Annotated in this window: 15 protein-coding genes and 1 tRNA gene; 15 read left to right on the forward strand and 1 reads right to left on the reverse strand. The window is 42.4% G+C overall.

The features are described 5' to 3' along the window. Positions 1-57 precede the first annotated feature (57 nt). From hemL to C9J12_RS19990, 15 genes are all read left to right on the forward strand, one after another. The gene (gene hemL / locus C9J12_RS19920; protein ID WP_107244299.1) at positions 58-1,356 is read left to right on the forward strand and encodes a glutamate-1-semialdehyde 2,1-aminomutase; all 1,299 of its coding nucleotides are present in this window, start codon (positions 58-60) and stop codon (positions 1,354-1,356) included. A gap of 322 nt (positions 1,357-1,678) precedes the next feature. Further along, entirely contained in the window at positions 1,679-2,764 is a 1,086-nt protein-coding gene (locus C9J12_RS19925; protein ID WP_107244300.1) for an AI-2E family transporter, read from the forward strand. A 123-nt stretch (positions 2,765-2,887) separates the two neighbouring features. Next, entirely contained in the window at positions 2,888-3,907 is a 1,020-nt protein-coding gene (gene rsmC / locus C9J12_RS19930; protein ID WP_107244301.1) for a 16S rRNA (guanine(1207)-N(2))-methyltransferase RsmC, read from the forward strand. Between the two features lie 324 nt (positions 3,908-4,231). Further along, on the forward strand, positions 4,232-7,627 hold the full coding sequence (locus C9J12_RS19935) for a hybrid sensor histidine kinase/response regulator (RefSeq protein WP_170111830.1): 3,396 nt from the start codon (positions 4,232-4,234) through the stop codon (positions 7,625-7,627). 755 nt (positions 7,628-8,382) lie between these two features. Next, positions 8,383-10,062, forward strand: a complete 1,680-nt coding sequence (locus tag C9J12_RS19940; protein WP_107244302.1) for an ABC transporter substrate-binding protein — start codon at positions 8,383-8,385, stop codon at positions 10,060-10,062. 141 nt (positions 10,063-10,203) lie between these two features. Next, a complete protein-coding gene (locus C9J12_RS19945; protein WP_107244303.1) occupies positions 10,204-11,190 on the forward strand; it encodes an ABC transporter permease in 987 nt (328 codons plus the stop codon). Between the two features lie 2 nt (positions 11,191-11,192). Continuing rightward, positions 11,193-12,221 carry an ABC transporter permease gene (locus C9J12_RS19950; RefSeq protein WP_107244304.1) on the forward strand — a complete coding sequence of 343 codons (1,029 nt, stop codon included), beginning with the start codon at positions 11,193-11,195 and terminating at the stop codon, positions 12,219-12,221. Beyond that, the gene (locus tag C9J12_RS19955) at positions 12,221-13,192 is read left to right on the forward strand and encodes an ABC transporter ATP-binding protein (protein WP_011217298.1); all 972 of its coding nucleotides are present in this window, start codon (positions 12,221-12,223) and stop codon (positions 13,190-13,192) included. The genes C9J12_RS19950 and C9J12_RS19955 overlap by 1 nt, the downstream gene beginning before the upstream one ends. A 29-nt stretch (positions 13,193-13,221) precedes the next feature. Further along, positions 13,222-14,217, forward strand: coding sequence for an ABC transporter ATP-binding protein (locus tag C9J12_RS19960; RefSeq protein ID WP_107244305.1), 996 nt, complete (start codon positions 13,222-13,224; stop codon positions 14,215-14,217). Positions 14,218-14,258: 41 nt separating this feature from the next. Next, positions 14,259-15,995, forward strand: a complete 1,737-nt coding sequence (locus C9J12_RS19965; RefSeq protein WP_107244306.1) for a glycoside hydrolase family 9 protein — start codon at positions 14,259-14,261, stop codon at positions 15,993-15,995. Further along, entirely contained in the window at positions 15,988-16,875 is an 888-nt protein-coding gene (locus C9J12_RS19970; protein WP_107244307.1) for a BadF/BadG/BcrA/BcrD ATPase family protein, read from the forward strand. Before C9J12_RS19965 ends, C9J12_RS19970 begins: the two co-directional genes overlap by 8 nt. Before the next feature lie 9 nt (positions 16,876-16,884). Beyond that, the gene (locus tag C9J12_RS19975; protein ID WP_107244308.1) at positions 16,885-18,816 is read left to right on the forward strand and encodes a beta-N-acetylhexosaminidase; all 1,932 of its coding nucleotides are present in this window, start codon (positions 16,885-16,887) and stop codon (positions 18,814-18,816) included. 39 nt (positions 18,817-18,855) lie between these two features. After that, entirely contained in the window at positions 18,856-21,261 is a 2,406-nt protein-coding gene (locus C9J12_RS19980) for a GH36-type glycosyl hydrolase domain-containing protein (protein WP_107244309.1), read from the forward strand. Positions 21,262-21,325: 64 nt separating this feature from the next. Further along, on the forward strand, positions 21,326-22,738 hold the full coding sequence (locus C9J12_RS19985) for a phosphoglucomutase/phosphomannomutase family protein (RefSeq protein ID WP_107244310.1): 1,413 nt from the start codon (positions 21,326-21,328) through the stop codon (positions 22,736-22,738). 462 nt (positions 22,739-23,200) lie between these two features. Beyond that, positions 23,201-23,587, forward strand: coding sequence for a hypothetical protein (locus C9J12_RS19990; protein ID WP_107244311.1), 387 nt, complete (start codon positions 23,201-23,203; stop codon positions 23,585-23,587). A 284-nt stretch (positions 23,588-23,871) separates the two neighbouring features. On the opposite strand, the gene C9J12_RS19995 is transcribed toward C9J12_RS19990, so the two are convergent. Next, a tRNA-Asp gene (locus tag C9J12_RS19995) sits at positions 23,872-23,948 on the reverse strand. Positions 23,949-23,953: the final 5 nt, after the last annotated feature.

Consider the following 23,953-nt stretch of genomic DNA (forward strand, 5'->3'; position numbering starts at 1 on the left):
TTTCGGTACAATGCGGCAAGTTCAAGCCTGAATCAATTTTGAAAATAGGACGTCACAATGAGCAAATCAGCTGATTTATTTGCTAAAGCACAAGAAATCATTCCCGGCGGTGTTAATTCACCCGTTCGAGCATTTGCCGGTGTAGGTGGTAGCCCACTGTTCATCGAACGTGCTGATGGCGCATATATCTTTGATGCTGATGGTAAAGCGTACATCGACTACGTAGGTTCTTGGGGGCCGATGATCCTTGGTCACAACCACGTTGCTGTTCGTGATGCTGTTATCAAAGCTGCTCAACAAGGTCTTAGCTTCGGTGCGCCCACTGAAATGGAAATCACCATGGCAGAGCTAGTCTCTAAGCTTGTGCCGTCAATGGAACAAATTCGCATGGTGAGCTCTGGTACAGAAGCGACCATGAGTGCGATTCGTTTAGCGCGTGGGTTCACTAACCGTGACAAAATCATCAAATTTGAAGGTTGTTACCACGGCCACGCTGACTGCCTATTGGTTAAAGCTGGCTCTGGTGCATTAACACTGGGTCAGCCGAGCTCTCCGGGTGTACCAGCTGATTTTGCAAAACATACACTAACATGTACATACAATGACCTTGAGACTGTACGTGAAGCCTTTGCTGCACACCCAGAGCAGATCGCTTGTATTATCGTAGAGCCCGTTGCCGGCAACATGAACTGCATTCCACCGGTTCCTGGCTTCCTTGAAGGTCTACGTACTATTTGTGATGAATTCGGTGCATTACTGATTCTGGATGAAGTCATGACAGGCTTCCGTGTTTCAGAAGGTGGCGCACAAGGCTATTACAACATCCAGCCCGATTTAACGACACTGGGTAAAATCATTGGTGGCGGGATGCCTGTTGGTGCATTTGGTGGCCGTAAAGACATCATGCAATATGTTGCGCCTACTGGCCCTGTTTATCAGGCAGGTACACTGTCAGGTAACCCTGTCGCTATGGCTGCTGGGCATGCATGCCTAAGCGTGCTAACAGAAGAAGGTAATGAGAAGCGCCTGGCGAATACCACCAAGATTCTGGCTAACGGGTTTAAATCATTAGCAGATAAATATGATATTCCACTGGCTATCAATCAAGTTGGCGGCATGTTTGGCTTCTTCTTTACCGAGAAAGAAACTGTAACAAGCTATGCTGATGTGACTAAATGCGATATCGAACGCTTTAAGCGTTTCTTTAACCTAATGCTTCAAAACGGTGTTTATCTTGCACCGTCAGCATACGAAGCATGTTTTACTTCTCTCGCGCATGGCGATAAAGAAATTGAAGCAACGCTAAATGCCGCAGAACGTGCATTCGCAACATTAGCAGAAGAAGCTAACGCATAAAGATTTTGTTAAGCAAAATTAAGTCATAATCAACGCCGCTCATTGAGTGGCGTTTTTTTCAACAGCTTATACATAAAACTATTGCCAGAAGCAAAAAACAAGTACCACGAGCCCTAAAATAATGATGCCAGCCAAGGGGAGTTTACGTTTTTTCTTTGTACCACAATCACAACAGCCCATAGTATTCATCCAATCGTGTTATTACGAAGTAAGTTTTTGATTAAATATATTATTAATCATGAATTAAGATTGTGATCTTTATTGAAGTGATGCAATTATAAGCAACACCCAATACGATGTTAACTGATCGAAGGACTAAAAAGTGCCAAAACCATTTAAAGTTGAATCTCGCCACTGGATGCTAATCGTAGCTCTCGGTATCGCCGTATATGCCAGTTATCGCTTGATAGAACCTTATATTGGTCCGATCGTCATGGCATTTATCATTTCTTTGCTTTATTACCCGTTGCACGCACGAATCGAGTCAAAGATCTCAAACAAGCCCAACAGTGCTGCAATACTTTCTTGCATCCTGCTGACTTTTATCATTGTGATCCCATTATTGATCGTATTCTCATCCATTGTGCACCAAGGGACCACTTTTTCTAAAGACAGTTACACTTGGTTCTCTTCTGGTGGGGCAAAAGAACTACTTGCTCATCCTTACGTACAAAAAGCACTACTGCTGATTGAGAAGTGGTCACCGATTGAAAGCATTGATACACAAGCTATTTTACAAAAAATCGCCTCTGCTGCATCAAAGTTTGGTGCTCAACTACTTAACATCAGTGCAAAAATATTGGGTGATGCAACCAATTTCGTTATCAGCTTTATGCTAATGCTCTTCGTATTATTTTTCTTACTACGCGATCACGCCAAAATGGTTAACGCGGTTCGCCATGTACTGCCTCTATCTCGTAGTCAGGAAGACGCATTACTTACCGAAGTTGAACAAGTGGCTAAATCTGCCGTTCTCGGCTCATTTCTCACAGCATTAGCTCAAGGTTTTGCTGGCGGATTTGCCATGTGGCTAGCAGGTTTCCCTGGCTTATTTTGGGGGTCGATGATGGCTTTCGCTTCATTTATTCCTGTTTTTGGTACGGCATTGATCTGGCTGCCAGCGACTCTGTATTTATTGCTCATTAATCAGTGGGAATGGGCTTTATTCCTAAGTGGTTGGGGCATTATTGTGGTGGGATCTATCGACAACATTTTACGGCCATTATTAATGCAAGGTAATTCAGGCATGAACACCTTACTCATTTTCTTCTCTATTTTAGGCGGCTTACATTTATTTGGCTTAATTGGTTTAATTTATGGCCCAATTATTTTTGCTGTCACATTAGTACTATTTAAACTCTATGAAGTGGAATTTAAAGACTTTCTTGATCAGCAAAATCAGAGCTAATTCCAGTTCAAACCAGAACAAATAGGTGCTGTCATTAATATGCGGCACCGCTCACCTTTTCATACACGCCATTTTGTGGAACAATTCGCGCCCTTATTCAGTGATGTATTTTTGAGGCTATCTATGTCTTACACCGCCGCAAGCCAAGTTGTTGCACGTCAGTTAGCGTTTTTTGAAGGCCGAAAGGTACTTATTGCAGGCGAGTTAAGCGATGCATATCCAGTAGAATTAGCTAACATTGCACAATCTGTCGCAGTCTTTACGACTAACTTTGGTTACCACAATTCAATGAGTCGTCACGACAACATTGACTGCCATTTTGGTGTGCAATTAGACGCGAAGCTCGACATTGATATGTTATTAATTTATTGGCCTAAAGCAAAAGCTGAAGCTGATTACTTAATGTCGATGTTACTGGCTAAATTTGGCCCTGAAACAGAGATTTGCATTGTTGGTGAAAACCGTAGTGGTGTGCGCAGTGCTGAAAAAATGTTCCAACCTTATGGCCCCCTAACCAAATATGATTCAGCACGACGTTGCAGTTTCTACTGGGGACGCTGTGACAATGAGGTTAAACCTTTTAACCTTAATGACTGGTTTAAAAGCTACCCGATCAATGTATCAGGTGTCGAACTTACCGTTCGCTCATTACCAGGTGTCTTTAGTCATGGTGAATTTGATAACGGGTCAAAATTACTGATTAATACCTTGCCATCATTGCGCGGTAAAGTACTCGACTTTGGTTGTGGTGCTGGTGTTCTGGGTGCAATAATGAAAGCCAAGCATCCACGCATTGAATTAGAATTGTGTGATATCAGCGCATTAGCAATAGAGTCAGCAAAAGAAACCTTTAAAGTTAATCAGTTAGACGCGAAGTTCACGGCGACTGATGTGTATTCTGAACTCAAAGGCCCTTACAATTACTTAATCAGTAACCCTCCTTTCCATGCTGGTTTAAAAACCTTCTATGCGGCGACAGAAAACTTTATCGCTCAAGCACCTAACTACTTATTTAGCGACGGGCAGTTAATCATTGTTGCCAATAGCTTTCTCAAGTATCCAGAACTGATTGAACAAAGTTTAGAGACATGTAACGTTCTCGCCAATACGAATAAATTCACGATCTATTCTGCAAAGAAATAACGTATTCTGTAAAAAAGAGAATATTACGCAGGCTGAAAACATTCAGTCTGCTTAATTCTTCCCGTTTATAACTCCTTTCCCTCGTTAACACCGTCAATTTTGTGTTTCCGCACACGCTTCAACTTAGACTTACTTGATTACGCGAAAAAAGCGCCGTATAACTAAGTTGCATAGGATCTTACTGATTAGCTAATGCTATATATGTTTATTTTAACATACATATAAACGTCAAAATCTACTCACCAACGACAACTTTACTTAGGCTTTTTTATACGTAGATAGTCGACTTTAATCGGTTCACATACCATACATTCAGGCACAGGAATGCAGAATACCAAACGATTTAAACGTCTCCAGCATACTTTAATGTTGGCTTTTTTAGTGCTTAGTATTACCCCACTAACACTCTCGGCATTCTTTTTTCTTAATTCTCACACTAAAGACCTTGCTGAACAAAGCACTAATCATCTCGCATCCTTACTCGATAATAAGCAAAAGCAGCTCAATAACTTTTTTACCGCCAGAGAGTTGGATGCACAAAGCTTCGCACGTTCTGAACTGTCAAATGCCAGTGGCGGGCGATTCTATGGCTTAGTCGGCGCTTTCAATCAATTGGGAGAAATTGACACCTTATTAAAAGGTACAACCAGCAGCCGTTACTTCAAAGAAACGCTGACAACCAAAAATAAAAACTTTTCTAGCGACAATTCAGCAAGTTTCGTTGGTCACGAACGTTATCGTCTAATGTATAAACGCTATAACCGAGCTTATGAAGAATACCTAAAACGCTCAGCTTTTAGTGACATTATGTTGGTCGATATAAACGGCAATGTGGTGTATTCCGTTTTTCAGCATAATAAATTTGGTTCCAATTTACTGGACGATAACAACCCTTCTCTCGCATTAAAAGAAACCTTTACCAAGATCCAAGCCAAAACGAAGAAGCACCAATTGGAGCCCGATGTCGTCCCTGTCGTGTTCACTGATTTCAGTCACGATCCCTTTAGCAAAGAATATACAGCTTGGTTTGCAGCCCCTATCATTCAACAAGGTTATTTACATAGCTACGTATTTTTTAAGCTAAAGAATAAAACGATCAGTGACTTAATTAAGAATGCGAACTTAAGCACAAATTTCGTTCAGACGTTACTTATTGGTCCCGATCATAAATCACGTATCACAGACGGGAAAAACGCTCCAGCCACTTTAACAAGCCAAAAAATTGATGCTGCACTAGCAGGAGAAAGTGGTGTAGGTAGTTTTAACAATTACAACAATGTCTCTGTTCTCAGTGCCTTCTCGCAGATCAATGTTATGGGAACCACCTGGGCCCTGTTGGTTGAATTACCCGAAAAAGAAGCCTTTGCACGTATCCATCAACTAGAAAAGCTTTTCTTCTTTGCCATGTTAACAGCCATTGTGTTGGTATTTATCTCTTCTCACTGGTTATCAAACTCTATTACCGCCCCACTTCTACGCTTAACATGGGCAGCAGAACGCGCCTCTGCTGGCGATTTAGAACAAGAAATAAAAGGCACAGAGCGCAGCGATGAAATCGGGCGATTAGCAATCAGTTTCGCTCGAATGCAACGCTCAATCAGAGAGAAGATCACACTCATTCGAGACCAAAATAACGAGCTAGAACAAAATTTAAAAGTCATTAGCCAGCAAAATGAAAACCTTCAAGCAGCTGATAAATTAAAAGATGAATTCCTAGCAACAACATCACATGAATTACGTACACCACTACACGGTATGGTCGGCATTGCTGAATCACTTTTAGCGGGTGCAAATGGTCCGATTCAAAAATCACAACGTCGTCAATTAGAGATGATCATCAATAGCGGTCAACGTTTAACAAACCTCGTGGACGATCTGCTTGATTACCATAAAATGCGCTACGGTGATCTCGATATTAATAAGTACGCTGTAAACCTACCCTCCGCAGTACGCTTGGTACTCGAATTATCCAGTCACCTGCTGGGGAGTAAGCCTGTTCGCATTATCAATCAAATACCTAATGACTTACCGTTAGTATTGGCTGATGAACAACGCCTTGAACAAATTCTTTATAATCTTGTTGGTAACGCAATTAAATATACCTCTGAAGGGAAGATCATCCTCTCTTCTACCGTATTAGAAAATCAAATACGCATTCAAGTTGTCGATACCGGGCAAGGCATTCCAGCTGAACAATTGGAACATATTTTTGAGCCGTTAATACAAGCAAACACTGGTTTGGCCAACTACCGTCAGGGCGCTGGGCTGGGGTTATCGATTAGTCGTCAATTAATCGACTTAATGGGAGGGCACCTCTATGTGAGTAGCCAACCAATGGTCGGCACAACATTTAGCTTTACCCTCAATTTAGCGTCAAATGAAGACATTGTGGCTAGCCAACAGAGCACCAATGGTCAAATCCACTTTCAAGCACCATCATCAGAAATCACTACATGTGAAACCGAAAATTTGCCTGAAAATCCTGACGGTGAATTACTATTGGTCGTTGATGATGAACCCGTCAATTTGCAAGTCTTGAATAACTTCTTACGTTTAGAAGGTTATCGTGTTTTAACCGCAGACAGTGGCCCACAAGCACTCAAGATCATTGAACAACAACAGCCTGCCTTAATCCTGCTCGATATTATGATGCCTGAAATGAGTGGCTATGAGGTATGCCATATTTTACGCGAAGAATATTCCTTAATAGAGCTCCCGATCATAATGCTCTCAGCACTAGGGCAAGTTCAAGACAGAATCAAAGGCTTTGAATCGGGTGCTAATGATTATCTGACGAAACCATTCAATAAAGAAGAATTGATCGCCCGTATTAGTGCCCACCTTCAGGCTGGAAAAACAGAAGTACAACGTCAGAAAAATGCAGCGCTTCAACAAGAAATTCATCGCAGAGAACAAGTTGAAGTCGGCTTATTGACCACCCAAAGTCGTTTGCTTGGGTTACTAGAATCAACCAATGAAGCCATCCTTTGTGTACAAAATGAAGGGCGTATTCGCTATGCCAATAGTGCGGCAGGGAAGCTATTCAAACGCTCACCAGAACAGCTAGAACGCTATAATATTGAAGATATTCTAGTGACTCACTTACCTAATGATATTAGCCAAAGTCATCATTTCAATGGCAGCTTAACATTCCGGATTGGCGATGATCTAAAACCACTCGAGACTGATGTGATCAATTTACCTGAAGAATCAGGGCTAAAACGAATGTTTGTATTTGATAATGAAGGTCCATCTGCTCAGCATCGAATTTCAATGCTAGAAGATGCGATCGACGTTTTATCAAGCTTTGCATTCGATGGCGACAAACACAATTTACAGCAGCTACGCGAACTTGGTGGAGAATTCACTCGCCTAGCAGATAAATTGGGGGATAACGGTAAAAATAAGGCTGATATGGTTCGTGAGCTATTAGTTGAAGTCATGAAGGCGACACTAAAGTATTGGGAAACCGCTTCGCAAAAAACAAAGTTTGAATTAGCGGAAGAAAGTGGCTTATGGCGCGTATATTTAGATAGGAGTACCTTACAAACGCGGACTCTAGATAAATACCTGCATGTTGAAACTTTACCTAAGACCCCACGCTGGCGAACGGTCATTAACACTATCGACTTTGTCTTAGAACGTTGCACTGATTCGTCCATCGAACGTCATGAAGTGCAAACAATGCGAGACAAGCTACAGCACATTATTAGCCAATAATCCCCCCCTTAGTCGCTATCACTAAGACCTGCCATTTGCAGGTCTTTTGCTATCTACCCCTTGAGTTCTCTCTCGCTATTCAAGCCAATGTAAAGATGCCCATGTCCTACTTATACCGTCTATCTATACGGTTATAATTCCCTTTTTAAGTACGAGTTGTATGCCCTTTATTTCTTCATTCCCATCACTGCATTGAGCTTATTTCCAGTGCAAAATTATCATTTCGGTTACTGAAAAACATCATTAAACACTTCAGCATCATGCTTAAAATTACAACAAAGTAAGGCGTTCCATCCTTAAAGATAAATTTGTTTTTAATTATGAGAAGCGAATCACAACAAATCAAACGGTAAAATTTCACGCAGGGAATTAACTCATTAATGTCATTCGCATTACATCACACTCGCTCAGCACTAGCCCTATAAGCCTATAAAAACTAAAGCGAGGGGTTTGCAGGCACTAACTTTAGACGTGTAACGCCTTAAATTAATTGTGATATTAAGCACAACCAATGTCATTAGCAGCTTCACCCAACAACTCGGTATTAACGTTTTTAACAGCAGTGAAACTGTTTTTGACGTTTTTAACGGGCGACCACATTGACGCCTTTTCAATTTCGGAGTTTCCTAGGGTTACTTCGACCCTACAAGGCCATTCGCAAGATACTTTATTAGTTTCTTCGAAGTAGGTTCGAGCGCTCCACTTGGAGCAATCAATTTCCATAAGTGAAACTTAAGCAAAAGTAAGGAACAGCTATGCTTGCCAATATTAAGAAAACGAAGTTAGCGTTAGCGGTTGTTGCCGCAGCCGCTTCAGTATTAACGGCACCAATTGCCGCTGCAGCTGAACGCAATGAACTAACAATGGTACCAAAATTTTATCCTACATTTGTTCGTAACTTTAACCCGTTCCTTCAAAGTCAATTAGATACCGTTCAAGATTTCATCTATGAGCCACTCGTAGTATTTAATGAGCTGAAAGGTAACGAGCCAGTAATGCGTTTGGCGAAAGACTACTACATGTCTGACGACCTTATGCAGGTGACTTTCGTAATCCGTGATGGGGTGAAATGGTCTGACGGTAAAGCGTATACAGCTGAAGACGTTGCATTTACGTATGACATGCTGAAAAAACACCCTGAACTTGACCGTACCGGTATTAACCAGCGCCTGAAATCAGTGACTGCTTCTGGTGATAAAGTTACTTTCGATCTGACTGAAGCAAACTCGAACGTGCCATACCTGATCAATAAAGTATCAGTCGTTCCTAAACATATCTGGAGCAAAGTAGAAGATCCTACACGCTTCACTAATGAGAACCCAGTAGGTACCGGTCCATTTACTGAAATCGAAACATTCACCCCGCAGCTATACACTCAGTGCCGTAACCCTCAGTACTGGGATAACAGCAATCTAGATGTTGACTGTCTGCGTCTACCACAAGTTGCTGGTAACGATCAGTTCTTGGGTCAGGTACTAAGCGGTCAGTACGACTGGACATACTCATTCATCCCTGATGTTGACAGCACTTACGCTGCAGCTAGCCCGGATAATAAATACTGGTACCCTGCAGGTGGTAGCCAGGCCTTTATATTCAACTACAAATCACCGAATGCGGGCAACAATGAAGCGATCAACAACGTTGACTTCCGCCGTGCTTTCTCTATGGCCATCGATCGTGAAACTATCATCGATATCGCATTCTACGGCGGTGGTGTAGTAAACGATTACGCTTCAGGTCTAGGTCAGGCCTTCGAGGCATGGTCAGATGAAGCTGTTCATAACAAGTACAAACCATTCAATACCTACAATATTGATGCTGCAAAAGCATTGCTGAAAAAAGCGGGCTTTAAAGATATCGATGGTGACGGTTTCGTTGAGACCCCAACAGGCAAAAAACTTGAGCTAGCAATTCAATCACCAAGTGGTTGGACTGACTTCAACAACACGGTACAGCTCGGTGTAGAAATGCTTGAAGAGGTGGGGATCAAAGCAGAATCAAGTACCCCTGACTTCTCAATTTATAACCAAGCAATGCTTGATGCTAAATACGATGTTGCTTACACCAACTACTTCCACGGTGCAGATCCTTACACCTACTGGGACAGTGCTTATCACTCACGTTTCCAAGCTAACGAAGGAATGCCTCGCTTTGCACTTCATTACTGGAAAAATGCTGAGCTAGATAATCTGCTTGACGGTTTCTACAAAACAGCAGACCGTGGTGAGCAAGTTAAGATCGCTCACAAAATCCAAAAAATCATTGCTGAAAACCAAGTAACAGTACCAGTCATGTCTGGTGCGTACACTTCTCAATACAACACCTCGCGCTTTACGGGCTGGTGGAACGAGAATAATCCGAAAGGCCGTCCAATGCCTATCACCAACACTCAAGAACGTCTGCTACAAGTACTTGATCTAAAGCCTAAAGCATAATTTAGGTATTAACTTGCGGTGCACACATTGCGCACCGCCTCTTTCCCCCCACAATTTAAAAGTGATGGCGCTCTGCGTCAGGGGGATTTCTGTCCTGAATCTAGCACAGGGAACAAATGCTGGATGATTAAGGTGTGAGTTATGGGATTTTTTATACGCCGGCTATCGTTTTATCTGATAGCACTTTTATTTGCGATAACGCTCAACTTTATTTTACCGCGAGCAATGCCTGGTGATCCGGTAACAATGATGTTTGCTAACGCATCGGTACAGGTAACACCTGAACGTATCGCAGCAATGAAGCAACTATTGGGCTTTGTCGATGGGCCTATTTACCAACAATATTTTATCTACCTCCAAGGAATTCTTTCTTGGGATCTAGGTATCTCAATTCAAACCTTCCCGCAGACCGTAAATGATGTCATGGCTGGAGCGGTAGGGTGGTCGTTATTCCTCGCAGGTACAGCGGTTATTTTAGCCTTCTGCTTAGGTTCGACCCTCGGTATCTTCGCTGCTTGGAAGCGAGGCAGTAAATACGATACCTTCATTTCACCAGGGATGATGGTTATTCAAGCTGTTCCTCCTGTGGTGGTAGCCATGTTGGTGCTGTACACCTTTGCAATCGGTACGAAATGGTTCCCTTCTACTTATGCGTATACCCCAGGTACAACACCTGACTGGACCAGTTTTGCATTTATTAAAGATGTGCTCTACCACGCCGTGTTACCTCTCTTCTGTGCCACTATCATCCAAATTGGCGGCTTCTTGATCAACATGCGTAACAACATGATCAACCTGCTAAATGAAGACTATATCACCATGGCCAAAGGTAAAGGGCTAAGTGAAAACCGCGTGGTATTCAACTACGCAGCACGAAACGCCCTGCTGCCTAGTGTAACAGCTCTTTCAATGGCACTTGGTCTGGCAATTGGCGGTCAGCTAATTATCGAGATGATCTTTAACTATCCAGGATTAGGTACTGTTCTTCTTAACGCAATTAACGCGCGTGATTATCAAGTTTTGCAAGGCCAGCTACTTATCATGACCCTATTTATGCTGTTCTTTAACTTCATGGCCGACATCCTCATCGTGGCACTTGACCCTCGCCTACGTAAAGGAGGTAAATAATTATGAAAGGTTTAATTAAGCTACTTTCTGGTAACCCGAAAGCCCTTGCAGGCTTAAGCATTATCATCCTATTTGTCTTGGCCGCTATTTTTGCCCCATTCATTACTGAGCATGCCCCTAACAAGAGAACGGGTAGTCCGCATGAATACCCTGCGTTTGTCGTTAAGGCCGCACAGAATAACCCTGATGGTTGGGTTGCCGAAAATCTTGCCGATAACCCTCGTACTTTACGGATGTCAAAAGATGCCGAACACGTACTAGGCACCACTCGACTGGGACGTGATGTTTGGTCGCAAGTTGTGTACGGCGCACGTACCTCACTTGCTGTCGGCTTTGGCGCTGGCTTAATGGTGTGCTTTTTGGCAACGCTGGTAGGTGTTTCAGCCGGTTACTTCGGAGGTCGAGTTGATGACATTCTCTCTGCCGCCATGAACATCATGCTAGTAATACCACAGCTACCTTTATTGTTTGTTCTCGCCGCCTTCATTGGTAAAGCAGGACCTGAAACCATCGCATTGGTTATCGGGATAACCGCCTGGGCATGGGGGGCACGTGTCGTTAGAGCGCAAACCTTATCAATAAGAGAGAAAGAATTTATTAAAGCCGCTGAAGTATTAGGTGAGTCACGCGTACGTATCATCTTTGTTGAAATATTACCGAACCTTATTTCTATCGTTGGTGCCAGCTTCATCGGCTCTGTCATGCTGGCAATTATGACCGAAGCAACATTATCGTATCTAGGTCTAGGTGATCCGAGCACTATCAGTTGGGGCATGATGCTGTACAACGTTCAAACATCCTCTTCGATGCTCGTCGGTGCATGGTGGGAGCTATTAGTACCTTGTATAGCACTCATATTTATTGCAGTCGGTCTTGCTCTGCTTAACTTTGCGGTAGATGAAATAGCAAACCCACAACTGCGTTCTCACAAAGGCATGCGCCGCTGGGAAAAAATGGAAAAACAGAATAAAAAAGCTCATAAAGCGGCACTTAAAGCAGCTCAGCCAGCCTTTCAGGGAGGAGAACAGTAATGACTAATCCACAAATCTCCATTCGTAACCTTTGTGTTGACTACATCACAGAAGCTGGCGATGTACGTGCAGTGAACGATGTCAGCTTTGACATCGGTAAAGGCGAGATATTCGGTTTGGCCGGTGAGTCTGGCTGCGGTAAATCAACCGTGGCAATGGCATTAATGCGTCTGCATAAGCCACCCGCATTTATCACTGGCGGCGAAGTTATCTTTGACGGTCACGGTGACATTTTAAAACACAGCGAAGCTGATATGACAGCTTTTCGCTGGAGTCAGATGTCAATGGTATTCCAAAGTGCTATGAACGCACTGAACCCAGTACTCACACTGGAAGAGCAATTTTGCGACGTGCTAATGCGTCACACTAACATGAGCCGTAAGCAAGCGATTCGTCGTGCAGAAGGGCTGCTAGAAATTGTTGATATTCACCCTAATCGTCTGCGCGACTACCCGCACCAGTTCTCGGGGGGTATGCGCCAACGTCTGGTAATAGCTATCGCACTGGCACTGAATCCGAAAATGATCATCATGGATGAGCCAACAACAGCCTTGGATGTTGTGGTGCAACGTGAAATTCTACAAAAAATCTATGCACTAAAAGAAGAATTTGGCTTCTCGATACTATTTATTACCCATGATATATCGCTGATGGTCGAGTTCTCAAATCGTATTGGCATTATGTATTCTGGTGAGCTGATCGAAGTTGCGCCATCAAAACAAATACTTGAACAACCTTTCCACCCTTACACCGAAGGGTTGGGAAATTCATTTCCACCACTGACCGGACCTAAAACTCGGCTCACTGGCATCCCTGGTAATCCATTGAACTTGTTGGAAATACCTCAAGGTTGCCGTTTTCAAGCGCGCTGTAGCAAAGCCTATGACGCCTGTTTCAGCACGCCCACTAAATTACGCCAACTTGAACCAGGTCGTTTATCAAACTGCCACCTATTCAATAAAAGCAGTTAATAAAAAATAGGAAGTTATTGGGAGGCATTATGAACAAACCTGTCGGACAACCAATTATTGAAGGTAAAAATCTGATTAAAGATTTTGAGGTCAATAGTAACTCATTAAAGAAATCCAAGATGCGTGCAATCAACGACGTGTCATTCAAAATGTACAAAAGCCGCGGCTTGGCCGTGGTTGGCGAATCGGGTTCAGGGAAATCAACCACCGCTAAAATGATTGCAAAAATGTATCCACCAACAGGGGGGCACATTGAGCATTATGGTCGCGATATTGCAGAGATCACCAAGCACCGTGATTTAATGCAGTTCCGCCAGGGTGTACAGATGGTATGGCAAGACCCATTTGGCTCACTAAACCCAACCCATACTATTTTCCATCACATTGCTCGACCATTACTGATCCATAAAAAAGTATCGCCAAGTAATAAAAAAGAATTGGAAGAAAAAGTATATAGCTTGCTTGAACAGGTTGGACTAATCCCGCCTAAAGCAACGGCGGAGAAATTCCCTCACCAGCTATCAGGCGGTCAACGTCAGCGTGTCAATTTAGCGCGTAATATTGCAGTGGGTGCTGAAGTCGTACTGGCTGATGAACCCACTTCCATGCTGGATGTTTCTATCCGTGCAGGTGTACTTAACTTAATGGAAGAAATGAAGTTTGAGCGTGAAATGGCGCTGCTTTATATCACTCACGATATTGCCACAGCCCGTTACATAGCTGAAGACCTTGCCGTTATGTACGTCGGTCACATGGTTGAATGGGGAGATACCGAAGAGATCATTCACGATCCTCAACATCCATATACCCAACTGCTTGTTTCAGCTGTGCCCGATCCAAGTAAATCAATCCATACCAAGTTAAAAGGTAATAAAGGTGAAATCCCATTGTGGACACCAGAGAGCCTAGGTTGTCCGTTTGCTGGTCGTTGTACTCATGCAATGGATAAATGCCGAGAAAAGCTACCTGAAATATCTCAATTATCAGACAACCACTTTGTACGTTGCTATTTATTTGAAAATTAATCGTATTAAAAATAGTAACTAAGTTACAAATCGGAGGATACATGCAGCTGTTAACGAATCATCTTGGTTATGAACGCCTTGGGGCAAAACAAGCAATATTGCAGGCACAGCCAGCGCTTGCATTGCATCATGCAGATCTCATCTGTTGCCAAAGCGGTCAATCCATTATGCAGCTGCCCCTTCAGGCCTGTGGTCCGGTTGCACAATGGCATATCGGTGACACCTACTCTATCGATTTCACTGCATTAAATATTTGTGGCGACTATCGTATTCGGGTGGGTGACACCGAGTCAGCCTCTTTTCGTGTGGCCGAGGGGCTATTAATGCAAAACACCTTCAGTGATGTTTTACATTATTTTAAATCTCAACGTTGTTCTGGAACTTACGAATGTGCTGATAAGAAAGTGCCGTTATTCGGCACTAACGAAACCGTTGATGTACATGGTGGTTGGTATGATGCATCAGGTGACGTGAGTAAATATTTCAGTCACTTATCTTATGGTGATTATTTAAACCCTCAACAAACACCCATGGTTGTTTGGAACATGCTAACAGCATACGAGGTACTAGAAGACGAAGAAAGCATTGCTGATTTTACCCGCGTTCGTTTAGTCGAAGAAGCGCTTTATGGCGCTGACTTTTTACTGCGAATGCAACATCCGCAAGGCTACTTCTATATGACAGTATTCGACAAGTGGAGTAAATCGACAGAGCAACGTGAAATCTGTGCTTTCTCAACCCAAGATGGTCATAAGTCTGCTGATTACCAAGCGGGATTTCGCCAAGGAGCAGGCGTCGCTATTGCCGCTCTAGCAGCAGCGTCACGCTTATCAAACTTAGCATCAACCTCTCGCATTCCACAGTGTGGTGATATTAAAACAAACACGTATTTAGAGGCTGCTAAAAAAGGCTATTGGCACCTAAAAGAAATGAATCATCAATATCTCGATAACGGAAAAGAAAATATTATTGATGAATATTGTGCGTTATTAGCATCTGTTGAGTTATATCGTTCTACTCAAGAAAATAACTTCTTAGCTGAAGCTCGAATCTGGGCTGATAAATTAATGGCTCGCCAAATGTCAGACCATAATTTTGCTCACTATTGGGCAGCTAACGATGATGGCAGCCGACCGTACTTTCATGCAGCAGAAGCTGGTTTACCAGCCATAGCCTTAATGCAATATTTACAGATAGAAACACATGCCCAGCGAGCTGAGCAATGCCAATCTGTATTGCTAAATGCGTTGAGTTTCGAGTTATCAATTACCCATGAAGTGAACAATCCATTTGGTTATCCCCGTCAATACACTAAAGCGGTAAATGGGGACAAACAATCTGCTTTCTTTATGCCACACGAAAATGAAACAGGTTATTGGTGGCAGGGAGAAAACGCCCGTATCGCATCACTCATTACCATGGCTTATATGGCACAAAATACCATTAATGATAACGAAATAAAAAGCCAATTAATGACCTATGCCCATCGCTTAACTGATTGGATTTTAGGCTTAAATCCATTCGATATGTGCATGCTTGATGGTCATGGTCGTAATAACCCCGACTATCTACCAGAACTCGGTTTCAGTAATGCAAAAGGCGGCGTATGTAATGGCATTACTTCCGGCTTTGAAAATGAACAAGGCATAGCATTTAAACCTGAAAAACAAAGGGATGACATGCTACAAAACTGGCGTTGGGGAGAACAATGGATCCCACATGGCGCTTGGTATTTACTGGCGATCACTATGCAATTCAAGGAGCGAAATCATGTTTAGTAATATTCAATACTATGTGGGTGTTGATGGCGGTGGTACATCTTGTCGTGCACGCATTTGCGATCTAAACGGTAATACTTTAGGTGAAGCAAAAACAGGCAGTGCCAATATTCTATTAGGGGGTGATATCGCAATGGCTTCAATACAAGATGCCATTGCAACAGCTGCCGCCCAAGCGCAACTATTACCTTCTGATTTTAAATTGATGTCTGTTGGGCTTGCGCTGGCTGGTGCTGAACAAAAGAGTGCTTGGTATGCCTTTATGGCGCAATCGCATCCTTACGCAACGGTCACTTTAAATACCGATGCTTACGGGGCTTGCTTAGGTGCTTGGAATGGTCATGATGGCGCCATTCTAATTGCAGGCACAGGATCATGCGGTATTTTCTTACACAATGGCGAACAGCACATTGTTGGAGGTCGAGAATTCCCAATTTCAGATCAAGGAGGCGGAGCTGTGATGGGGCTTCGTCTTATTCAGCAAGTATTACTAAGTGCTGATGGCATTATTCCTCAAACAGCACTATCTCAGCATGTATTGACGCATTTTAACCATGATATTGACGCGATTGTTAGCTGGTCTAAAACAGCAAGACCTTGTGATTATGGTCAATTTTCTCCTGCTATTTTTGCTTATGCATCTGAAGGCGATGAGCTTGCGATTTCCATGTTACAGCAAACTGCATCAGATATTTCAATGTTGATGAATGTCTTAATTCACCGTGGTGCCGATAAGATTTGCTTAATGGGCAGTATTGCCGAACGCATTCATGCTTGGCTAGCTCCGCCTCTTCAACGCCGTATTGCGACACCGCAAGGTGATGCGATGGATGGTGCTATCGCCATGGCTAAAAGCTCTCACAACCTGTATCCACTTTAAGAGGTTATTATGAGTTATCGTGTCGACTTTACCGTAATCAGCAAAACAGAGAATGAATCTCGTTTTGCTCTTACATTACATAACCTTACTGAACAACCAGTAGATAATTGGTCTCTGCATTTTACGGTTGGCCGTTGGATTAAATCAGAATCAATCTCTAATGGGTCGATAACTCAACTAGGCAGTTACTGTACTTTATCGCCTAATTCTTCTGAGCAATTGGCACCCAATAGCCATTTTTATACTGAATTTTCAATGGGGACGAGTCCGTTTACGTTACATGATGATGGTATTCTCGACGCTTTCCTGGCGATTAATACCGATGACGATACCATCATCCCGCGAGCTGTTAAGGTCACTTGCATCGACTTAGGCCAACCCGCAATAGAAAGACTAACAACCCCCTTACCAGCGGCAAAAGCAATCAATTTAATTCCAGAGCCAAATCAACTGAAAGTATTAGGCGGTGAATTTGCATTCACTCAACACACCGCGATTACTACACCAGATACGATGGCACAAGGTGCTGTGCGCTGGTTACAAAGCGAGCTAGAAAAGCAGCTACACGATGCACTGCCAATTAGCGATAACGGTAATATACATTTTCAATATCACGCCGATTTCATAAACGGTGCCTACCGTATTCTGATCGAACAAGATGATATTTGGCTTCAAGCTAGCACTGAATCTGGTTTTGTGAATGCGGCATCAAGTTTGTTGCAATTAATACCAATAGCACCTCGTCACGATGCCTCTGCAGCTTATGTTATTCCCATGGTTGAAATTGACGATCAACCTTATTATTCATACCGCGGTATGATGCTAGATTGTTCTAGACACTTCCATTCAACCAAACGAATCAAGCACTTACTTGATCAATTAGCTCGCTACAAGTTCAATACTTTCCATTGGCATCTCACCGACGATGAAGGGTGGCGCATCGAAATAGACGCCTACCCTGAACTGACAAATATTGGTGCATGGCGTGGTCCGAATGAAGAAGTTCAGCCTCAATTCACCACAATAGATCAACGTTACGGTGGCTTTTATAGTAAAGCAGAGGTTCGAGATCTGATTGCTTACGCACATGATCGTGGGATCACGATCATTCCAGAAATCGATATTCCAGGCCACTGCCGTGCTGCCATAAAGTCATTGCCCGATTTACTTATCGATCCTAATGATCATTCCGTTTATCGCAGTATTCAGGGTTATTCCGATAACGTGCTATCACCAGCACTTGAAGGCACTTACACCTTCATCTCTACGGTATTAAATGAGATTTGTGACTTGTTTCCGGCACCATATATTCATGTCGGTGGTGATGAAGTACCAAAGGGAGTGTGGACCGACAGTGAAGGTTGTCAGCAATTAATGCAGCAACACGGATACCAAAACCCAATTGAGCTACAGGGTCATTTACTTAAATTTGCTGAAGGTATTATTCAAGCAAAAGGCAAGCGAATGATGGGCTGGGAAGAAGTAACCAAAGGCGACAAAGTCAGTAAAGAGACCATGATCTTCTCTTGGCAAAACGAAGACGCAGGGTTGATTTCAGCCCAACAAGGCTATGACGTCATCATGCAACCAGCTCAATATACATATCTCGATTTAGCGCAAGGATTCTCTGCCGATGAACCCGGGGTAGATTGGGCCGGAAAAGTCCCTCTAGAAACAGTGTATAGCTACCAACCATTTTCTAAATTAAGCACTGAGGATCCAGCACATCAACGCATCATCGGTATTCAAGCCGGGTTGTGGTGCGAACTTATCAATAATCAAAGCCGTTTCGAATACATGCTTTTTCCACGCTTATTAGCAATCGCTGAAGTATGTTGGAGCCAGCCAAAACAACGCAATTGGGATGACTTTAAAGCACGCCTTAAAGGTCAACTCAGCTACTTAGATAAAGCGGGCATAAACTACCGCCGCTGTGAATAACCACTCACGGAAAGTAAATATTTAAAAGGATTAGAAATAATGAAATACGGTTATTTTGATAATGACAACAGAGAGTACGTTATCACTCGTCCAGATGTGCCAGCACCATGGACTAACTATCTTGGTACTGAGAAATTCTGTACTGTAATTTCACATAATGCAGGTGGTTACTCATTTTACAATTCACCTGAATACAATCGCGTAACCAAATTTCGTCCAAATGCATCTTTTGATCGCCCTGGTCACTATGTATATCTCCGTGATGATGAAACGGGAGATTACTGGTCAATTTCTTGGCAGCCAGTGGCAAAAAGTCTTGATGAAGCAAGCTACGAAGTTCGTCATGGTTTGTCTTACTCAAAATTCAAATGTGAATACAACGGTATTACAGCGTCAAAAACTCTTTTCGTCCCAAAAGGCGAAGATGCTGAAGTATGGGATGTTGTCATCAAAAATGACAGTGACAAGCCGCGAACAATCAGCGCATTTTCATTTGTTGAGTTTTCATTCAGTCACATAGAGTCTGATAACCAAAACCACCAGATGAGCCTATATTCTGCAGGCACGTCTTATGAAGATGGTGTCATCGAGTGCGATCTTTACTATAACACCAATGAATTTGAAGGCTTTTACTACCTAGCTTCAACGTTTGATCCTGATAGCTACGATGGTCAACGTGACTCATTCCTTGGGTTATACCGTGACGAATCAAACCCTATCGCTGTTGAGCAAGGTAAGTGTTCGAATACCGCCCAAACTTGTTATAACCATTGTGGTTCTTTACATAAACAATTTGTCATTCAACCCGGTGAAGAAGTACGTTTTGTTTATATCTTAGGTTTAGGTAAAGGCAATGGCGCTAAACTGCGCGCTAAATACCAAAACTTAGAAAATGTTGATGCTGCATTTGCTGGTATCAAAGCTCATTGGGATGAGCGCTGCGCAAAGTTCCAAGTAAAATCGCCAAACGAAGGTCTAGATACCATGTTAAATACCTGGACCTTATATCAGGCAGAAACATGTGTGGTGTGGTCCCGCTTTGCTTCCTTTATTGAAGTAGGCGGACGTACAGGTCTTGGTTATCGAGATACAGCACAAGATGCAATGGCAGTTCCTCATTCCAACCCTGAGATGACCAAGAAACGCCTTATCGATCTTCTTCGCGGACAAGTAAAAGCAGGTTATGGTCTTCACCTATTTGATCCTGATTGGTTTGATCCAGAAAAAGCCAATATTGAACCATCCAAATCCCCAACCGTCGTTCCAACACCAAGTGACGAAGATAAGATACATGGTATCGAAGACACCTGTTCTGACGATCACTTATGGTTAGTACCGACTATCTGCCGTTACGTTATGGAGACTGGCGAAACTGATTTCTTTGATGAAGTCATTCCTTTTGCCGATGGTGGTGAAGCAACCGTTTATGACCACATGAAAGCGGCACTTGATTTCACAGCTGAACATGTAGGACGAACAGGTATTGCTAAAGGATTACGAGCAGATTGGAATGATTGCTTAAATCTTGGAGGCGGTGAATCATCAATGGTTGCCTTCCTGCATTACTGGGCAATTACAGAGTTTATCGACCTCGCTAAATTCTTAGGCAGAGACGAAGATATTGCGCGTTATGCTGATATGGCTGGCGGTGTACAAAATGCCTGTGAAAAGCACCTTTGGGACGAAGACGGTGGTTGGTATATTCGTGGTATCACTAAACATGGCGACAAAGTAGGTACTAACGAACAAACCGAAGGAAAAGTGCATTTAGAGTCTAATACTTGGGCTGTTGTATCGGGTGCAGTTACTCAAGAACGCGGCGAAAAAGCAATGAACGCGGTCGATGAGTACCTTTACTCTGACTATGGCCTTCACTTAAATGCCCCTTCTTTTGCCACACCGAATGATGACATTGGCTTTGTCACCCGCGTTTATCAAGGTGTTAAAGAAAATGGCGCTATCTTCTCTCATCCGAACCCATGGGCTTGGGTCGCTGAAGCGAAACTTGGTCGCGGTAATCAAGCGATGAAATTCTACGATGCACTGAACCCGTATAACCAAAATGACATGATTGAAAAGCGTATAACGGAACCTTACTCCTATGTTCAATTCATAATGGGGCGCGATCATCAAGATCATGGTCGTGCAAACCACCCATGGTTAACCGGTACTTCTGGTTGGGCTTATATTGCCGCAACTAATTTTATTCTCGGCGTCCGTTTAAGCTTTGATGGCTTAATCATCGACCCATGTATCCCAACTGAATGGCCAGGATTTGACGTTACGCGTCAATGGCGAGGGGCGACTTACAACATCAGTGTTATAAATCCAAATCATGTTAGCAAAGGCATTACTTCTATTACGCTAAACGGTGAAACAGTTGATGGGGCAATTGCCCCTCAAGCTGAAGGCACGGTTAATACTGTAACAGTGGTAATGGGTTAAATATTTTTGGGGATAACTTTTATCCCCACTTTAATTTTCGATTGAGAGAAATAGGAGTTCCATCATGATTCAGTTTGGAACAGGTGGCTGGCGCGCATTCATTGGTGAAGAGTTTACTCGTGAAAATGTTCGATTAGTTGCACAGGCTCTTGCCAATATTATGCATAACGAAAATGTTGTCGATAATGGTTTTGTTATTGGTTACGACCGTCGATTCTTATCCGATAAAGCAGCAGCATGGTTTGCAGAAGTGCTCGCTGGTAATGGAATTACTGTTAGTTTTATAGATAAATATGTCCCTACGCCTGTCGTAATGTTCGAATCAAAAGAGATAGGTGCAACATATTCAGCTTGTATCACCGCTTCTCACAACCCTGCTGATTACAACGGCATTAAGATCTTCATTGAAGGTGGTCGTGATGCGGATGAAATTATTACGCAAAAAATTGAACAACAGGTTCAAGGGCTAACGAATAGTGATGTTAAACGTATAGATTTTGATGAAGCATTGAACGCACAAACAATCAAAATCATTAATCCTATGAATGCCTTTGTCGACTCAATCATTAACTTTATTGATATCGAAGCGATTAAGAAAGCTAACTTGCGAGTATTAATTGACCCTATGTTTGGTGTCGCTAAAAATGCATTACAAACAGTGTTAATTTCAGGTCGCTGCGACGTTGATGTTATCCATGATGATCAAAATCCGTCTTTTGGTGGCTTAATGCCATCACCAAATGCAGCAACATTATATCGTCTAAAGCACTTAGTTGCTCACGAGGGTTATGACATTGGAATTGGAACTGATGGTGATGCTGATCGCCTCGGAATCATTGATGAAAAAGGTAACTTCATTCATCCCAACGAAGTACTGCTATTACTTTACTACTACATGTTGGAATACAAAGGCTGGAAAGGCTCTGTTGTACGTAATATAGCAACCACACATCTACTAGATAAAGTAGCAGCTGCACATGATGAAAAATGTTTTGAAGTGCCTGTCGGTTTTAAACATATTAGCTCACAAATGGAAGCCGATGACTCTTTAATTGGCGGAGAGAGTTCTGGTGGTTTGACTATACGCGGGCATATAAAAGGAAAAGATGGTGTTTTTGCATCTAGTTTATTGGTCGAAATGATCAGTGTAACTAACAAAAAACTCTCTGAAATGCTTGATGAAATCTACAGTAAATATGGTTATGCCTACACCGCTGAAGGTGACTGTATATTTAAAGCAGCAGATCGCGAACGCTTATATAACAAAATATATATTGATAAAGAGCTACCTGAATTCAATTACGATATAGAAAAAGTTAGCTATGCCGATGGCGCTAAAGTGTATTTTAAAAATGGAGGCTGGGCATTAGCACGCTTTTCTGGTACTGAGCCTTTACTACGTTTATTCGTTGAAATGGAAGATAAAGTAAAAGCAGAAGCCGTACTGTTACAAATGAAAGCGTTTCTAAAAGTATAAGCCTTTCTTTTATAAGCATCTTTTATAAACACTGTTTACCGTATTCATTGTTGGGTCCTATCGTAACATGCTATACAGCTGTTACATTTCGCAAACCTGTTTTTTTAGGTAATCGCGACAGGGTAGTTAGTTACTACCCTTTTCTTTTGATAACAATCTAATTTTCATTCTACTTTATACCTATCAATACACATCTCTGACCATTCCTCGGGTTTGAATCACTAACAAGTGAACTATAAATAGTTCAATAAAAACAAAAAAACATACCAACCACTTATCTAGTAATTATTAAATAATCCCGCATAACCTCTACCTTCAACATATTAGCAATACCATGCCAATAGATATGCCATTATTAAATAACATCCATTGATCACAATATGAGATAGAAACAGTGCGCATAATGCAGTTAGAGAGCTTAACCGTAAATCATGCAGTCATTGATCATGACAAGGAGTTGATATGAAAAAGGTTACTTTTACCCTCATCGCCATAATAATGGCTGTTTTATTCACAGAGCACGTACATTCATTTTTCATCGGGTTTAGTTTAGCAATGATAGCGGTGACTATAGGTTACTTCATTGCTTATCAAGCTATTTTGAAGCCACAATACACGATGAGCTTTCTCGTATTCGCCGTTGTCAGTAAGCTAATCATTACAGTGGTGGGCATTATCGGAGTCTTTTCAAATAATATTATCCACTCTCCCATTACCTTTCTCATTGCCTATGTCTCGTTCTCTGTATTAATGACATATTTAGCTTCAACATATCGGTCTTTACAGCGAGAGACAAAAGATAATCAACAACAAGAATTTCTACACACGGGGCTATATAAAGCCATCTAGTTAAGAATAAAGTCAGAAGTCAGCTTTATTATTCTACAGACGTAAAAAAGCTCTAATCTTTCCTGCTCTACCTTAAGGAGGGGGCTTCTTCAAATAATGGCTACGTTAACGGGACTTTCTATTCACCTAAAGACTAGCGCGACCCACGACGTAACAGGCCGCTAAGCTCTCCAATAAAAAGCCTAATCAACTAAACTACCACTCGTAATGTCTATTCGGTTCTAATTTCCATTTTCTATAGACGAAAAAAAGCCCTAATCTTTCGATTAGGGCTTCTTCAATAATGGCGGAGTGGACGGGACTCGAACCCGCGACCCCCGGCGTGACAGGCCGGTATTCTAACCAACTGAACTACCACTCCGCAGT

It is taken from the genome of Photobacterium frigidiphilum, assembly GCF_003025615.1.
GTDB lineage: Bacteria > Pseudomonadota > Gammaproteobacteria > Enterobacterales > Vibrionaceae > Photobacterium > Photobacterium frigidiphilum.

What these genes read in the sequence shown, in the direction of transcription:
- hemL (WP_107244299.1), top strand. Translation starts at nt 58, where the DNA reads ATGAGCAAATCAGCTGATTTATTTGCTAAAGCACAAGAAATCATTCCC.
- rsmC (WP_107244301.1), top strand. Translation starts at nt 2,888, where the DNA reads ATGTCTTACACCGCCGCAAGCCAAGTTGTTGCACGTCAGTTAGCGTTT.
- C9J12_RS19935 (WP_170111830.1), top strand. Translation starts at nt 4,232, where the DNA reads ATGCAGAATACCAAACGATTTAAACGTCTCCAGCATACTTTAATGTTG.
- C9J12_RS19940 (WP_107244302.1), top strand. Translation starts at nt 8,383, where the DNA reads ATGCTTGCCAATATTAAGAAAACGAAGTTAGCGTTAGCGGTTGTTGCC.
- C9J12_RS19945 (WP_107244303.1), top strand. Translation starts at nt 10,204, where the DNA reads ATGGGATTTTTTATACGCCGGCTATCGTTTTATCTGATAGCACTTTTA.
- C9J12_RS19950 (WP_107244304.1), top strand. Translation starts at nt 11,193, where the DNA reads ATGAAAGGTTTAATTAAGCTACTTTCTGGTAACCCGAAAGCCCTTGCA.
- C9J12_RS19955 (WP_011217298.1), top strand. Translation starts at nt 12,221, where the DNA reads ATGACTAATCCACAAATCTCCATTCGTAACCTTTGTGTTGACTACATC.
- C9J12_RS19960 (WP_107244305.1), top strand. Translation starts at nt 13,222, where the DNA reads ATGAACAAACCTGTCGGACAACCAATTATTGAAGGTAAAAATCTGATT.
- C9J12_RS19965 (WP_107244306.1), top strand. Translation starts at nt 14,259, where the DNA reads ATGCAGCTGTTAACGAATCATCTTGGTTATGAACGCCTTGGGGCAAAA.
- C9J12_RS19970 (WP_107244307.1), top strand. Translation starts at nt 15,988, where the DNA reads ATGTTTAGTAATATTCAATACTATGTGGGTGTTGATGGCGGTGGTACA.
- C9J12_RS19975 (WP_107244308.1), top strand. Translation starts at nt 16,885, where the DNA reads ATGAGTTATCGTGTCGACTTTACCGTAATCAGCAAAACAGAGAATGAA.
- C9J12_RS19980 (WP_107244309.1), top strand. Translation starts at nt 18,856, where the DNA reads ATGAAATACGGTTATTTTGATAATGACAACAGAGAGTACGTTATCACT.
- C9J12_RS19985 (WP_107244310.1), top strand. Translation starts at nt 21,326, where the DNA reads ATGATTCAGTTTGGAACAGGTGGCTGGCGCGCATTCATTGGTGAAGAG.
- C9J12_RS19990 (WP_107244311.1), top strand. Translation starts at nt 23,201, where the DNA reads ATGAAAAAGGTTACTTTTACCCTCATCGCCATAATAATGGCTGTTTTA.